Source organism: Dysgonomonas sp. Marseille-P4361 (assembly GCF_900343125.1).
Lineage (GTDB): Bacteria > Bacteroidota > Bacteroidia > Bacteroidales > Dysgonomonadaceae > Dysgonomonas.
Map to the genome: position 1 here is coordinate 98,008 of NZ_OPYL01000001.1, position 13,815 is coordinate 111,822.

The 13,815-nt window shown below is 36.4% G+C and carries 14 protein-coding genes; 2 read left to right on the top strand and 12 right to left on the bottom strand.

Annotated elements, in window-relative coordinates; translation table 11 throughout:
• Positions 1-168: 168 nt before the first annotated feature.
• From tatC to DHU68_RS00430, 9 genes are all read right to left on the bottom strand, one after another.
• Positions 169-1,017: a twin-arginine translocase subunit TatC gene (tatC, locus tag DHU68_RS00390; protein WP_108820995.1), complete on the bottom strand. Its 849-nt coding sequence runs from the start codon at positions 1,015-1,017 to the stop codon at positions 169-171.
• 14 nt (positions 1,018-1,031) lie between these two features.
• On the bottom strand, positions 1,032-1,232 hold the full coding sequence (locus DHU68_RS00395) for a twin-arginine translocase TatA/TatE family subunit (RefSeq protein ID WP_108820996.1): 201 nt from the start codon (positions 1,230-1,232) through the stop codon (positions 1,032-1,034).
• A 167-nt stretch (positions 1,233-1,399) separates the two neighbouring features.
• Positions 1,400-2,281, bottom strand: coding sequence for a sugar phosphate isomerase/epimerase (locus DHU68_RS00400; RefSeq protein WP_108820997.1), 882 nt, complete (start codon positions 2,279-2,281; stop codon positions 1,400-1,402).
• An 84-nt stretch (positions 2,282-2,365) separates the two neighbouring features.
• Positions 2,366-3,256 carry a DUF1080 domain-containing protein gene (locus DHU68_RS00405; RefSeq protein WP_108820998.1) on the bottom strand — a complete coding sequence of 297 codons (891 nt, stop codon included), beginning with the start codon at positions 3,254-3,256 and terminating at the stop codon, positions 2,366-2,368.
• A 35-nt stretch (positions 3,257-3,291) separates the two neighbouring features.
• Positions 3,292-4,767, bottom strand: a complete 1,476-nt coding sequence (locus tag DHU68_RS00410; protein ID WP_108820999.1) for a Gfo/Idh/MocA family protein — start codon at positions 4,765-4,767, stop codon at positions 3,292-3,294.
• Positions 4,768-5,160: 393 nt separating this feature from the next.
• Complete coding sequence (locus DHU68_RS00415; protein WP_108821000.1) at positions 5,161-6,174, bottom strand: Gfo/Idh/MocA family protein; 1,014 nt, start codon at positions 6,172-6,174, stop codon at positions 5,161-5,163.
• Between the two features lie 73 nt (positions 6,175-6,247).
• Complete coding sequence (locus tag DHU68_RS00420) at positions 6,248-7,066, bottom strand: hypothetical protein (RefSeq protein WP_108821001.1); 819 nt, start codon at positions 7,064-7,066, stop codon at positions 6,248-6,250.
• A gap of 14 nt (positions 7,067-7,080) precedes the next feature.
• Positions 7,081-7,440, bottom strand: a complete 360-nt coding sequence (locus DHU68_RS00425; protein WP_108821002.1) for a hypothetical protein — start codon at positions 7,438-7,440, stop codon at positions 7,081-7,083.
• A 12-nt stretch (positions 7,441-7,452) separates the two neighbouring features.
• Complete coding sequence (locus DHU68_RS00430) at positions 7,453-7,755, bottom strand: septum formation initiator family protein (RefSeq protein WP_108821003.1); 303 nt, start codon at positions 7,753-7,755, stop codon at positions 7,453-7,455.
• Between the two features lie 82 nt (positions 7,756-7,837).
• On the opposite strand from DHU68_RS00430, the gene xerD reads away from it, so the two are divergent.
• Together xerD and DHU68_RS00440 are read left to right on the top strand one after the other, a co-directional pair.
• On the top strand, positions 7,838-8,746 hold the full coding sequence (gene xerD, locus DHU68_RS00435; RefSeq protein ID WP_108821004.1) for a site-specific tyrosine recombinase XerD: 909 nt from the start codon (positions 7,838-7,840) through the stop codon (positions 8,744-8,746).
• A gap of 66 nt (positions 8,747-8,812) precedes the next feature.
• On the top strand, positions 8,813-9,358 hold the full coding sequence (locus DHU68_RS00440) for a DUF3332 domain-containing protein (protein WP_108821005.1): 546 nt from the start codon (positions 8,813-8,815) through the stop codon (positions 9,356-9,358).
• A gap of 91 nt (positions 9,359-9,449) precedes the next feature.
• On the opposite strand, the gene DHU68_RS00445 is transcribed toward DHU68_RS00440, so the two are convergent.
• From DHU68_RS00445 to DHU68_RS00455, 3 genes are all read right to left on the bottom strand, one after another.
• Positions 9,450-10,775, bottom strand: a complete 1,326-nt coding sequence (locus tag DHU68_RS00445; protein ID WP_108821006.1) for a KamA family radical SAM protein — start codon at positions 10,773-10,775, stop codon at positions 9,450-9,452.
• Between the two features lie 208 nt (positions 10,776-10,983).
• Entirely contained in the window at positions 10,984-11,745 is a 762-nt protein-coding gene (locus tag DHU68_RS00450) for an NYN domain-containing protein (RefSeq protein WP_108821007.1), read from the bottom strand.
• Between the two features lie 134 nt (positions 11,746-11,879).
• Complete coding sequence (locus tag DHU68_RS00455) at positions 11,880-13,730, bottom strand: 4-hydroxy-3-methylbut-2-en-1-yl diphosphate synthase (RefSeq protein WP_108821008.1); 1,851 nt, start codon at positions 13,728-13,730, stop codon at positions 11,880-11,882.
• Between the last annotated feature and the right edge of the window lie 85 nt (positions 13,731-13,815).

Here is a 13,815-nt window from a genome sequence, read left to right on the forward strand (position 1 = left end):
ATTGATGGTAGATTTCAACATGTTATTAACAAGATTTCAACAAAAATAAAAGTCTCCATTTAAGTACAAAACAGAAAGGGAAAATCTCCAAGAAATAAAGATAATCCACAAAAAAAGGGAAGTAACAATAGTTACCTCCCTTCTAATATTTATATAAAATGCGTATGCTTAATTATCTTCATTTTCCGATAAAGGCTCACTATCATCGTCTTCTTCATCCTCTTCTATCGGTGCAGGCTTCACAAAGAAGGCACTCAGCTCATACAGAAGATATAGTGGAATAAAGACAACCGAAAGTGTAAATGGATCACTAGAAGGCGTAATAAAGGCAGCCAAAACTAACAATCCTACAATTGCATGACGTCTAAATTTCTTAAAGAAAGACCTATTTAGTATACCTAATTGGGAAAGTAACCATGATATCAATGGCAACTCAAATACAACCCCCATTATAAATATCAAAGTTAAAAATGTATCCATGTACGAATCGAGAGAGATCGTATTCTCAATCATCTCACTCAGCTGATAAGTAGCAAGGAACCTAAATGTCATTGGGAACACCAACGAGTACCCGACCGAACAACCAATAAAAAACATGATCGTTCCAAAAAGAAAGACCCAACGAATACTTTTCTTCTCAGAATCATACAGCGCAGGCCTAACAAATCTCCAGATTTCAAATATAAGGTAGGGAAACGTCAAAATCAAAGCCAACCAAAACGAGGTTGTCATATGCCTAAAGAATTGTGACATTAGATTATAATTTATAATCTTTATATGAAATGTATCGTCACAAAAATCGGGCATAAAAGGTATAGCCGATGTCACCTTACATAAATATTGATACAAAAAGAAATCGGCCCTTGTAGGCCCCATTATCATACTATCGTAAATATAGGGCATAAAAATAAACCCTACTATAGCGAAAACAAAAAGCGCAATGATGGACCTTATCAGGGTCCACCTTAAGTCCTCTAAATGATCCCAAAAGGTCATTTCTTCATTCACATTCCCCATAAGATTTTCCTATCTCAATCTTTCTTAGTTTCGTCGTCTTTTCCTTCTATGTCGTCTTCAATTCCTTTAACGCCTTCTTTGAAGTTTTTAATACCCTTACCAAGACCTTTCATCAATTCTGGAATTTTACGACCTCCAAAAAGTAATAATACAATTATTGCGATAATAATAATCTCCCCGGTACCAAGATTTCCTAAAAATAATAGTGTATTCATGTTGTTCAGTTATTTTAAGCGTTCATTTACCTGTCAAAGATATTACATTAATCCCTATTCCGAAAATAGATACTAAGATAATCCACATCTTTTTACTTAAGATAATTTAAATGAACATCTAATAAGAAGAAAAAAAAGGTCTTGAATACTCAAGACCTTTTTAATATTTATTTTTTATATGACTCCTTTACTAATGGACAAGCAAGTAAATAATCTAAACTTTTCTGTACACTTTCAACTGGAGCAAAGTTGTATTTTTCAACTTCAACTACTAGGTTTTCAACTCCCGGAACATCTGTATTTTTGAAGATTGCATCAAAACCAACCATTCCACTTTGACCTAGCTCTTTGTTGTCTTTGATATGCAACAATAAGAAGCGACCTGGATATTTATTTAGGAAATCCACAGGACTCTCTTGTCCTCTAACTACCCAATATACATCAAGTTCGAAGAAAACATATTCCGGATTAGTATTTTCTATCATATATTCCAGCATCACTTTATCTTCCACTTTTTGGAATTCGTGTGCATGGTTATGATATCCATATTTCATACCAGCTTCTTTACATCTCTTACCAATCTCATTGTAGTATTCACAATATGTTTGTAGATCTGCAAGAGATTTAGGCACATTCATCCATGGAGTTACAATGTATTCCATTCCAGCAGCCTTGTGCGCAGCAATACATTCGTCCCACCATTTCAAAGCTTCTGTAAAGTTTTTCGAAGCTACTTCTGCCTCTGTAAGTTCTTTTCCTACATGAGAAGAAAGAACTCTCATACCTGCAGCTTCAACATCTGCTTTAAATTCTTCCGGCGTTCTTCCGTAAAATTTACCATCAGCGTAGTTTGCAGCCTCAACCGCAGTATAGCCCATTTCACCTACTTTTTTAATAACTCCTGCATAATCTTTAGAGATGTCATCTCTAAGAGAATATAACTGCAAGGCGATATCTTTTTTTACCGGTGCTGCAGTTTCTGTTTTAGTAGTTGGCGTACACGACGCTAACACTAATAGCATTGTAACAAAGAATGTAGTTATTTTCATAATTGAATAGATTTATATACAAGTCAAATCCATAAAGAAACTAGTTCTTATATGGATTTGACATCGTAATTATTTAATAGTTAATTAGTCTAGTACTTTCACGCGGATATTACGGAACCAAACATCATCTCCATGATCTTGAAGACCGATAACACCTTCTCTGTTAGCACCACCACAGTTGTTCAACAATTCGAACGCCAAAGGCCATTTTTCTGCACTAAATTTGCTTGCTTGAAGCATATCAGTCCATTGTTGAGTCCACAAGTGATATTCTACTACATTCTCATCATTTTGAGTATGAAGAACAGTTCCTTTATACACCATGATTTTGATTTTATTCCACTCTCCAAAAGGCTTAGCATTTTGAGGTTTAGCAGGAATCATATCATACAAAGAAGAAGACTTTCTATTTCCATCTACTCCCATTTTTGCATCAGGGTGATTTTCATTATCCAAAACTTGGCACTCAGGAGCTGAAATATAGATAGGTTCCATTCTCCACTCTCCTGTATTTGGATCTTTAGCTTCAATTTCTTGAGCTAAATAGAAAATACCAGAGTTACCTCCTTTAGATACTTTCCATTCCATTTCCAACTCAAAGTTTTTGAATTTGTGTGCGAAAATAATATCGCCACCATCTCCGTCTTGAGCTTCTCCGCCTCCAGCACCATTAAATTTAATAGCTTTTTCAGCTGCATCGATTGTCCATTTTCCAGGAACTTGATCTTTTCCATAACCTCTCCATCCTTCAAATGTTTTACCATCAAAGATTACGATATAACCATCTTTATCTTTAGCAAATTTTGAAAGGTCTGCCTGAGGCTTATCTACTACTCTATATTCTGGCACTTTTGATTCTGATTTAGTTGTAGTTGAATCTGCTGTTTCTTTATTATCAGAAGTTTTAGCTCCACCTCCACAAGCAACAAGCCCTGTAGCGATCAAGCAACTAAGTCCATAAATTAACTTTTTCATTTGAAATATTATTTATATGTAATTAATTCCTAAAATTATCTTGGCATATCAGGTAGTTTCCATCCTGCTCTGTAATTATGCTTGATCAATTCGTCAGCAAATGCTTGAGCATTGTAAGGATCTGACCAAATTGTTTCAAATTTAGGGTCACCATCAACAATACTAAAGTTGTCTTTTTGAATTATCTTAATTTCTTCACTTGCTCCGATATTAGTGAATTTCATATTTTCACCATCCCAAAGAAGCTCTTTATTAAGATTCTGTAGGCGCACTGCTAGCACTCCCATAACAACCATTTCGTTGAATGGACCAGCTTCACTAAAGTCAGAAGCAGTCATTACACGGTTTGCAGGGCTTTCTTTACAAGCACGTACCCAGTCCATTTCGTGAGAAGTTTCTACACGACGGCATACTTTAGGTGCATTTGGTTTACGTCCTGAAAGCAACCATGGGTTAACTCCGTAACAACCACAGATAAGAGTATCTTTTGTTCCGTGGAATATCACAGCACCACCCGAATCATTCATATTTTTACCTTCTGGCCATCCAGCAGGGAAATCAGGTTTCAACCCACCATCATACCAATGCACTTCTACCTCTGGCATAGCAACTTTAGGCATATTTTCGCGAGCTGGGAAAATCAATCTTACATGTTGAGCTTGAGGAGCACAAGCTTCTAACAACAAAGTAGAAGAACCTTGTACTTTTGTAGGATAACCTAATTTCAAGCCTTTAAATACAGGGTGAAGGATGTGGCAAGCCATATCACCTAATGCACCTGTACCATAATCCCACCAACCACGCCAGTTCCATGGGTGATATATTGAGTTATATGCATTCATTTTAGCAGGTCCTGTAAACAAGTCCCAATTTAATGTTTTAGGAACTTTCTCTACTTTCTCTGGTGCATTCAATCCTTGAGGCCAGATAGGACGGTCAGTAAATGCTTCTACTTTAGTAATTTCACCGATTTCACCATTCCATATCCATTCGCAAACTTGATTAACTCCTTCACCAGAAGAACCTTGGTTACCCATAGAAGTAGCCACTTTGTGTTTTGCAGCTAATTTTGTAAGTAGACGAGATTCGTAAACAGAGTGAGTCAATGGTTTTTGACAGTAAACATGTTTACCCATTGTCATTGCATCTGCAGAGATGATAGCATGAGTATGGTCAGCTGTAGCAACAATAACAGCATCGATATCTTTACCCATTTCTTCATACATCTTACGATAATCCCAATATTTTTTTGCATTTGGGAAACGATCGAATACTCCTTTTGCATATTTCCAGTCTACATCACAAAGAGCTACGATGTTTTCTGTTTTTTCTACTTGCTTAATGTTAGCATGTCCCATACCTCCAATACCAACAGCTGCAATATTCAGCTTGTCACTTGGAGCAACATGTCCAAAGTTTTTACCTAAAACTGTACTTGGGATAATCGTTAATCCAATAGCAGCTTTAGCACCTGTCGAAAGAAACTTTCTTCTAGAAATGTCTGACGCCATAAGTTTTTTTTGTTTTTTGGTTAATAATTTTTTTTTAGATTTATTGGTGAATTTTTATCTTGATGTTCATTTTACAACTTCACATTTACCCATACTAAAGAATAGCTCCCAATAGACATAGAATCCACTAGAAATCAACAAGTTAAAATAAAATAAAAAGCAATTTTATCTTCCATGGCAGCAATACTTCTTTAAAGCGCTCATAAAGCTAAGGATAATTTAAGTAATATATAATAGTTTATCGTTAAAAAGTAAAAAAAAGAAACTCTAAGTCAACAAATTTAAACAAAAATAGCTAAATAACAATCATCTGAAAGATATGCTTCTTTGACCATTTACATGCTTTTTTAGAAAAAATAACGAATCGACAAGTTTTCTGCATAATAATATCGATTAAACAATACTATCTGCCGGATATACAACTCCAAGTTGTCGTCTTATTTCATCTATAATTTCAATTGTTATCAGAGAGTTTTCAAGACTATTTATTTCCGATTCCTTTTTTCCTTCTTGAATCAAAGATATAAATTCTTCTATCTCGAAATAATACTCATCAGAATTATGAGGTGTACTAACATCCATTTCCACATTAGCTCCTCTCTGACGAACCGTTACCTTGTTTATTATATTGATTCTGTCCGCCATCAAAGTAACCCCCTCTGCTTGAATTTCAGTTGGCAAAGCAGAATCTGCAATTTTAGAATAAAGAACTGTTGCATTCATTCCTTCATACTCAAAATTCACAGCTCCTTGTCCATCAACACCCGTAGAGAGAAGAATACCTGAGGCATCTATTTTTTGGGGACGACCAAACAGCACAACCATAGGATATATAGTATATACACCCAAATCCATCGCTGCGCCATTGGACAGCTCTAATTTAAATGCATTTTCTACAATTCCATTCTTCAGATTATCGTAACGCGATGAATATTGACAATAACAAGAAAAGTACCTGCGAACAACACTAAACTCTTCGACATGTTTTTTTATTGTCAAAAAATTAGGAGTCAGAGTAGGCTTCATAGCCTCCATCAGTGTTACACTATTTTTCTTCGCTGCATCAATCATAGCATGTACCTCCCTTGCATTGGAAGCGAAAGGCTTTTCACACAAGACATGTTTACCTTGATTCATAAACAGAATACTTTGCGCTGCATGCAAAGAATTTGGCGACGCAATATATACCGCATCAATCAATGGACTTGCGGCCATTTCTTCTAAAGACGTAAAAGTATAGGGGATATTAAATTTTTGAGCAAAAGAGTCTGCTCTTTCTTGAGTTCGAGAATAAACCGCAGTCAACTCAAAGCGCGGCTCTAACTTTGCAGCATTGAGTATTTTCTCAGTAATAAAATTTGTACCAATAATTCCAAAACGAACTTTGAATGATGGATTTTCTGACATGGCATTCTATTTTAACAAAGACAAAGGTAGAGAAAACTTTCAACATACAATAGCCTCTATTCTCGAAAAGCTATTACAACTCCTCATCTTTCATATTATCAAACTGTTCTCTTGTTACAATTCGTAAACTCTCTTTCTCACAATCCCAAATGCTTACATACTCTTTTGAAGCTACGAAGTGCCGTTTCCATCCAGCAAACTTAGCATACAACAACAAAGTACAAATATCCGAAGGGGTTATGAATGGTTCTATTTCAGAGGCATGGTTATGAAAAGTTATGGAATCCCCTTCTTCCCCAAAATCGACAGGGATCAAGCTTTTATGAATTTCCCGAACATTAACTAACTCTTCTTCTTTATTAAACTCCAACAGATAATCATTCCCAAAAAGAACCACTCCTGAAACTTTAGGTGCGGTCAGAGCATATACCCGACGAATGTCTTTTTCTATTACGGGAATAAGATTTAAACTTGAGTTTGTGTAATTTTTGAACAACGTATCTTGGCGCACTTCCTCCAAAGCTTTTTGCCTAATAGTATATAAAGCTTTCTCTTCCTTCTTAAAGTCACGCACTTTAAAATCAATTGTAGCGGTTTCTACTATTTTAATATCGCCAAAAGAAACTACTCCTATTACTTTAGGTTTCTCGTCTTTTGAAAAAAACAAGCATTTGGGTGTATCTGCATCTATATATGAGAAATAACCTCCAATCGTCCTTTCTCCATTATAATTTTCCCTGAAAATTTCGGAACCATACCACGCTGCCAACTCGAGGCGGAAAAGAGACTTTCCTTCAGCTTCAATTTCCTCTGCTATCTTATTCAGGTCCTGTGCTTGTATAGAACAAAACACCAAAGACAAAAGAAGAACATAAAGCAGCTTTGTTTGCATAGTTTGAACGGGAATTAACTTTTATCTTCTTCCTGCTCCTCTTTATAAATACGAGGAAGCATTACAGAACAATAGAGTGTTAACAAAGCTGAGATTAAAAGCAGGACAACCCAACCGTTCATATCAACAAACATCAGGTAAGTAGCCACAGCCATCAGGATAACGGCAAGCACCTGAATATTGAACAGTCGTTTTCCTCTTAAACTTTTACCAGGGTAAGGAGTCGTAAATATAGTTGCTCCAAAGCCTGCCACTCCTGCTACCATAATATACTTAGCTATAGCTGGCTCGAAATTAAAGACAACTGCAGCAATCAAAATTAAGATTGCTGATATTTGAAAAAAAATATTTTTTACTTCGGGACTTAATTTCATTGAGGGGTATAATTATTCTAGAATGAAAACGTCTTCGTTTTCTTTTTTCATCAGATAGTTTTCACGTGCAAACTTCTCTATTCTATCTTTATCCGACTGCAATTCTTCTAACTTTTGTTTATCTTCAATCGTTTTGTTACGATAGTGATCAATCTGTCCGTTCAGCTCTATTATCTTTGCATCATAACTAAAGCGAGCAAAGATATTACTCTCTGTCACAAAAAAGCTAAACATGATAATTATCAGAATTATCAATAGCTGAATTTTCGTATACCTAGTTGTCAGATACCTGAATATGGACTTGATAAATTTCATAACTTAAATAATATTAAGCTAATAATTTGACTTAACTCACTTGACAAAGATATATATTTGTACGTATAATACCACATTCGAAATGGCAAAAGATAGCAATATCATTCATAAATATAACAATTATTTACTCTTAGAGAAGGCATTGTCCGAGAATTCGATTGATGCATACATGACCGATCTGGCTAAACTATCGACCTTTCTGGAAAAAGAACAGCTGACCATAGAAAATGTTACTCTAGATCATTTACAGCAGTTCATTGCTCAGCTATACGACCTAGGAATAAACCCTCGCTCGGTTGCACGCATTATATCGGGAATAAAATCATTCTACAATTTTCTCATTTTAGACGGCTATATTCAAACTGACCCTACTGAATTGCTCGAAACTCCGAAGATCGGTTTGAAGTTACCTACAGTATTATCATTAGAGGAGATCAAAAGTATCTTAAGCCAAATCGACGTATCAACCAAAGAAGGACAACGAAACAGGACCATTATAGAAGTGCTGTATAGTTGCGGACTAAGAATATCAGAGCTGACATCCCTCAAATTTTCAGGATTATTTTTGGATGAAGGTTTTATCAAGGTCGAAGGAAAAGGGAGCAAACAACGGCTTGTTCCTATTTCAGAGACGGCAATACAAGAAATAAATAACTACTTATATTACCGCAATCAACAGAAAGCAAAGAAGGGCTCTGAAGATATACTCTTCCTGAGCAATAGAGGAACCGCAATCTCACGCATCATGGTTTTTCATTTTATAAAAGAATATACAGAAAAGGCTCAGATAAAAAAAACGATCAGTCCTCATACCTTCCGTCATTCGTTTGCTACTCACCTACTAGAAGGTGGAGCCAACATACGTGCTATTCAGCTAATGCTCGGACACGAAAAAATTACAACAACAGAAATATATACACATATGGATATGACTTATCTGAGAGAAGAAATCATTACCCACCATCCTCGAAACAAAAATAAATCGCGATAGAAAGTTGTAATTACAATTTTATTTTATCTTTGTAAAAATTGTATAATCAGTCACAAACGAAAACTTATGAAAAAAAGATTTATCACAGTAGCAGCAATCGCTCTTGCCAGCACAATGTTATTCAGCTCATGTATAGGTTCATTCAATCTTTCGAAGAAGGTTTTAGCCTGGAACCAAACTATTGATAGCAAATTTGTTAACGAAGTAGTATTCCTTGCACTATGGATAGTACCTGTGTACGAAATATGTATGCTTGCAGACATCTTAGTTATTAACTCTATCGAATTCTGGACTGGAGACAACCCTGTACAAGCTGGTATCGTAAAGAAAGTACAAGGAGAAAACGGAATTTTCACTGTAGAAACTTTAGAGGATGGATATAAAATCCTTAACGAAGAAGGAAAACAAGTTAACCTTGTGTATGATAAAGATGCTAACACTTGGAGTGCTGTAGCAAACGGAACAACGACTAAATTAATCACAATGGGAGAAAATAACGATGCTATCGTACATCTTCCTAATGGTGAAGAAAAGAAAGTTCAACTTAACAATGATGGAGTTCTTGACTTCCGTCAATCAGTAGAAAGCTCATTATTCTTTGCTCAAAAATAATTTTCGGGAGGAAAATTAAAATTAGTTTATATACCTAAAAAGGGTTACCTCTTCGGAGATAACCCTTTTTTATTTAAAAAAATGCTTTATTCTACTCAAATAAGAATGGCTTTGTTACTTTCAGTTTACTCTTCTGTTCTTCAAAGAAGAATTTTTCTTCTCCAAATGCAGGCTTCAGTTGATTAAACCAAGTTGCTTTAGGATCATATTCGGCAAAGAAAGGAACATCTACCCATTTAGGATTACGCCCTTGAATAAATCGAAGAACATAGACTTTCTCGCCTCGTATTTCCTGCACTCCCAACACTTGTATTTTACCCGCATCGTCGCTCATACTAGGCCCTCTAACCGTACGACAAAGACCACTCACTTTGCTATATGCTCGACGAAATATCTGCCAGCATTTATCCAAAGGGAGTTCAAAATAGTGTTTCGCCCCGGTATCGCGTGCGATAAACATATAATAAGGAATACACCCTAAATCGACTTCCTTACGCCATTTTTCGGCCCATAGTTCCGGCTTATCATTTATATGACGAAGTAGCGGCGATTGCACCCGAATCTGCGCACCTGTCGAACGAATACGACCAATCGCTTGCTCTACAGCTTTTGTAGACAATTCTACCGGGTGATTGAAGTGAGCCTGTATTGATAAGTTTTTGCCTGCCTTCATTACATCTTCAAACAAGCGGATAATATCATCACTATCTTTATCTGTCAGATATCTATATGGCCAATATGCCAATGATTTTGTACCAATACGAATAGAGTGGATATGACTAAACTCCGGAGCAAGCAATGGTCTGATATATGCTTCTAAAGTAGCGGCGCTCATCACCATAGGATCTCCTCCCGTAAAGAGAATATCGGTAACTTCTGTATGAAGACGAAGATATTTGAGCAACAAATCAGTCTCTTTCATAGCAAATTTCAGTTCGTTCATACCTGAGAACTGAGGCCATCTAAAACAGAAGGTACAATAAGCATGACATGTCTGACCCTGACTAGGGAAAAACAGAACAGTCTCCGGATATTTATGCTGAATCCCTTTTAATTTGATTTCCCCCAGATAAGGGACATTATGCTCTTGTCCCGCAGGATTAGGATTTAAGGTAAGGCGTATTTCTTGAACCTTCGCATCTATTTCTTCTTTGCTCGCATCTCTATCAATCAATTTCTCTATCGTACCGTAATGCTTTTTCTCCAGCATTCCTTTGCGAGGGAAATTTAATGTAAAAATAGGATCATTTTCTACATTACTCCAATCGATCAGTTCATCTATAACATAATTATTGGTTTTGAAAGGAAGCACTCTTCCGACTATCTCTACATCCCTGATTAAGTCATCACTGACTGAAGATATTTGAGGGATAGTACGATAATTGTGTAAAGTGTAAAATTTTAAATGGTTACTCATCTTTTTTAGTTAGTATTTTAGTGAATTACAACTGTGTAGATCACTAAGATACAAAAAATGAGCTAAAAAGAGGGAATGACATCCCTCTCACCAAACAGATTTACAGTATTATAACACTTTATGTTAAAATGACACAATTTATTTACTCTTTCACTACAACCCTTTAAACCAAAAGAGAAGAACAAGGTAATATATAGTAAAAACACTTTTATTCCTTTACTCTTACATAAACTAACTTAGCATGTCCTTTCTTATCTACATCTCGTTCATCTATTTCAAAAAACTTTTTTTGAGCCTTTATCAATGGTGTCAGTTTAGGAAATCCATAGATACGAGGATCAAAATCGGGACGCTTTTTCATAATTAAATTTCCTACCTCTCCAAGATACGCCCATCCATCATCATCAGCAACATCCTCAATAGTAGCTTTCAACAAACGGATCAGTTTTCTATTAACGGTCTCAATATTGGGGTTTTTCTTCTTTTCCCCAGATGTTGATACTTCCTGTTCTTGTGAATTATCATCTTCTGCTTCCAATATTTCTATATAAATAAACTTATCACAAGCTACGATAAAAGGTTCGGGCGTTTTCTTCTCCCCTAGCCCCATAACAAACATCCCTGACTCTCGCAGGCGAACGGCTAGTCGCGTAAAATCACTATCGCTGGAAACCAAACAAAACCCACCCACTTTTCCATCATGAAGAATATCCATGGCATCGATAATCATTGCTGAGTCTGTCGCATTTTTTCCTGTGGTATAACTATACTGTTGAATAGGTGTTATAGCATGTTCAAGCAAAGGTTTTTTCCAGCCCGAAACAGTTGGCTTCGTCCAGTCTCCATAAATACGTTTGATCGTTGGATTGCCAAACTTGGCAATTTCATCCAACATCCCTTTTATATTCGAATATGGTACATTGTCGGCATCAATCAACACAGCCAACAATAAGTCTTTTTCTTCTCTCATATCGTTTACTTTTATTCCGAAAACCTACCATTAGGAGATCTCATCTGTTAAAGATAAGATTTTTCGTTTCAAAAAAAGAAGCAGAATACAGTTTTATCTGTACTCTGCTTCATTATATCAAATATCGTCTCTTTCTAGTTATTATCAGGCTCTACCCAATCTCCATTATCTTTTATCAATTGAACCAGCCTTTGTACAGCTTCGCCCGATGGAATATTCTTCTCTATCAGATTTTTCTTTTTATACAAAGAAATCTTCCCCTTTTCGGCTCCTACGTATCCATAGTCTGCATCGGCCATCTCTCCAGGACCATTGACAATACAGCCCATCACGCCAATCTTAAGGTGTTTCAAGTGCGAAGTAGCTTCTTTCACCAAAGCGACTGTAGTCTGAAGATCAAACAAGGTGCGTCCGCAGCTAGGACAAGAAATATATTCGGTCTTGCTTGTTCTCACACGCGATGCCTGCAAGATACCAAACATATAAGCGTCAATACTCTTCAACGCTATACTTCCTTCGTTTTGAAGCATTATACCATTACCAAAACCATCAAGAAACAATGTTCCAAAGTCGGCTGCGGCTTTTATCTGTAAATCTTCTGTTTCATTTTCTTTGTATCCACGGTTAAACACAACCGGAGTTTTACAGTTGTTATTCATCAGGGTATGTATAAATGCACGCTGCTCACCTACACCATTCACGTGGCTAGTAGTAAGAATTACCACAATCGTAGTATCTTCTTTAAGCAAAGAAAGAACCTCTTCTGTCAATTCCGCATAAGAGAGTCTTAAGAATTTTATTGTAGCAGCATTTCCTTTTATTTCTTTATAATTTACACTAGTAAATAAAGGATATGTGTTTTTACCGTTCTTCCAACCTTCTACATCTATAATAGAAGGAATCGCTCTTGGAGCAGCTAAAGGAAGTTCTTTTCCTACATAAATATAGTCGGGTAGGAAATGGCTGTTCAGTTCAAAATTTCCATTCGAACGATCAGATATAACAGTCGGTTGATTTTCGCCGCCAATGTTTTCTACCGCATAAGTTTCTCTGCGACTTGTATCAAATGGAGAATATCCGGCATATGCTTCTGCTACAATCTCCGGATGATTTTCTCTTTCTTTAATATAAGCAACTAGTTTTCGTGCAACCGGAATTTCATACTCAGGATCTTCACTCAACGAAACACGAATTGTATCTCCTAGTCCATCAGCCAGAAGAGAACCTATACCTACTGCCGATTTTATACGACCATCTTCACCGTCTCCAGCCTCTGTCACTCCCAGGTGAAGAGGAAAACTCAAGCCTTCTTTGTCCATACATTGTACGAGCAAACGAACAGCCTGAGACATGACAACCGTATTGGAAGTTTTCATCGATATTACGATATCGGAAAAACCTTCCTCAACACAAATTCGCAAAAACTCCATACAAGATTCTACCATCCCTTCCGGCGTATCGCCATATCTGCTCATAATACGATCCGAAAGAGAGCCATGATTTACACCTATACGAATAGCTGTTTTATGCTCTTTACATATATTTAGCAATGGGATAAGCTTTGCTCTGATCTTTTCAATTTCCAGAGCATATTCCTCATCGGTATATTCAAAATTTTCGAAAGTTTTTACACGGTCAACAAAGTTCCCCGGATTGATTCGCACTTTCTCTACAATACGAGCTGCCGCTTCTGCTGCACGAGGATTGAAGTGTATATCTGCAATCAGAGGAGTTTTGTAACCTTTGCTACGAACCACCTCTTTTATATTTCTAAGATTTTCAGCTTCGCGAACACCTTGAGCCGTTAGGCGCACATAGTCCGCACCTGCCTCAACTATTCTGATTACTTGCTCTGCACTAGCTTCGGTATCGTTTGTATTTGTGTTAGTCATCGACTGAATACGTATAGGATTCGTACCTCCTAGCGGAATATCTCCGATTCTGGTCTCTGACGACAATCGTCTTTTATAGTTGAAATAATTCATTTTAGTCGATTTATATTGAAGAGTTTCTTTATAAATAAATTAAAAAAAGAGAGTAAACTATTCGTTCAGTTCTTTTTTAGAGTAT

Bases quoted from the DNA above. Each gene is read 5' to 3' on its own strand.
- tatC (WP_108820995.1), bottom strand. From the start codon at position 1,017: ATGGGGAATGTGAATGAAGAAATGACCTTTTGGGATCATTTAGAGGAC.
- DHU68_RS00395 (WP_108820996.1), bottom strand. From the start codon at position 1,232: ATGAATACACTATTATTTTTAGGAAATCTTGGTACCGGGGAGATTATT.
- DHU68_RS00400 (WP_108820997.1), bottom strand. From the start codon at position 2,281: ATGAAAATAACTACATTCTTTGTTACAATGCTATTAGTGTTAGCGTCG.
- DHU68_RS00405 (WP_108820998.1), bottom strand. From the start codon at position 3,256: ATGAAAAAGTTAATTTATGGACTTAGTTGCTTGATCGCTACAGGGCTT.
- DHU68_RS00410 (WP_108820999.1), bottom strand. From the start codon at position 4,767: ATGGCGTCAGACATTTCTAGAAGAAAGTTTCTTTCGACAGGTGCTAAA.
- DHU68_RS00415 (WP_108821000.1), bottom strand. From the start codon at position 6,174: ATGTCAGAAAATCCATCATTCAAAGTTCGTTTTGGAATTATTGGTACA.
- DHU68_RS00420 (WP_108821001.1), bottom strand. From the start codon at position 7,066: ATGCAAACAAAGCTGCTTTATGTTCTTCTTTTGTCTTTGGTGTTTTGT.
- DHU68_RS00425 (WP_108821002.1), bottom strand. From the start codon at position 7,440: ATGAAATTAAGTCCCGAAGTAAAAAATATTTTTTTTCAAATATCAGCA.
- DHU68_RS00430 (WP_108821003.1), bottom strand. From the start codon at position 7,755: ATGAAATTTATCAAGTCCATATTCAGGTATCTGACAACTAGGTATACG.
- xerD (WP_108821004.1), top strand. From the start codon at position 7,838: ATGGCAAAAGATAGCAATATCATTCATAAATATAACAATTATTTACTC.
- DHU68_RS00440 (WP_108821005.1), top strand. From the start codon at position 8,813: ATGAAAAAAAGATTTATCACAGTAGCAGCAATCGCTCTTGCCAGCACA.
- DHU68_RS00445 (WP_108821006.1), bottom strand. From the start codon at position 10,775: ATGAGTAACCATTTAAAATTTTACACTTTACACAATTATCGTACTATC.
- DHU68_RS00450 (WP_108821007.1), bottom strand. From the start codon at position 11,745: ATGAGAGAAGAAAAAGACTTATTGTTGGCTGTGTTGATTGATGCCGAC.
- DHU68_RS00455 (WP_108821008.1), bottom strand. From the start codon at position 13,730: ATGAATTATTTCAACTATAAAAGACGATTGTCGTCAGAGACCAGAATC.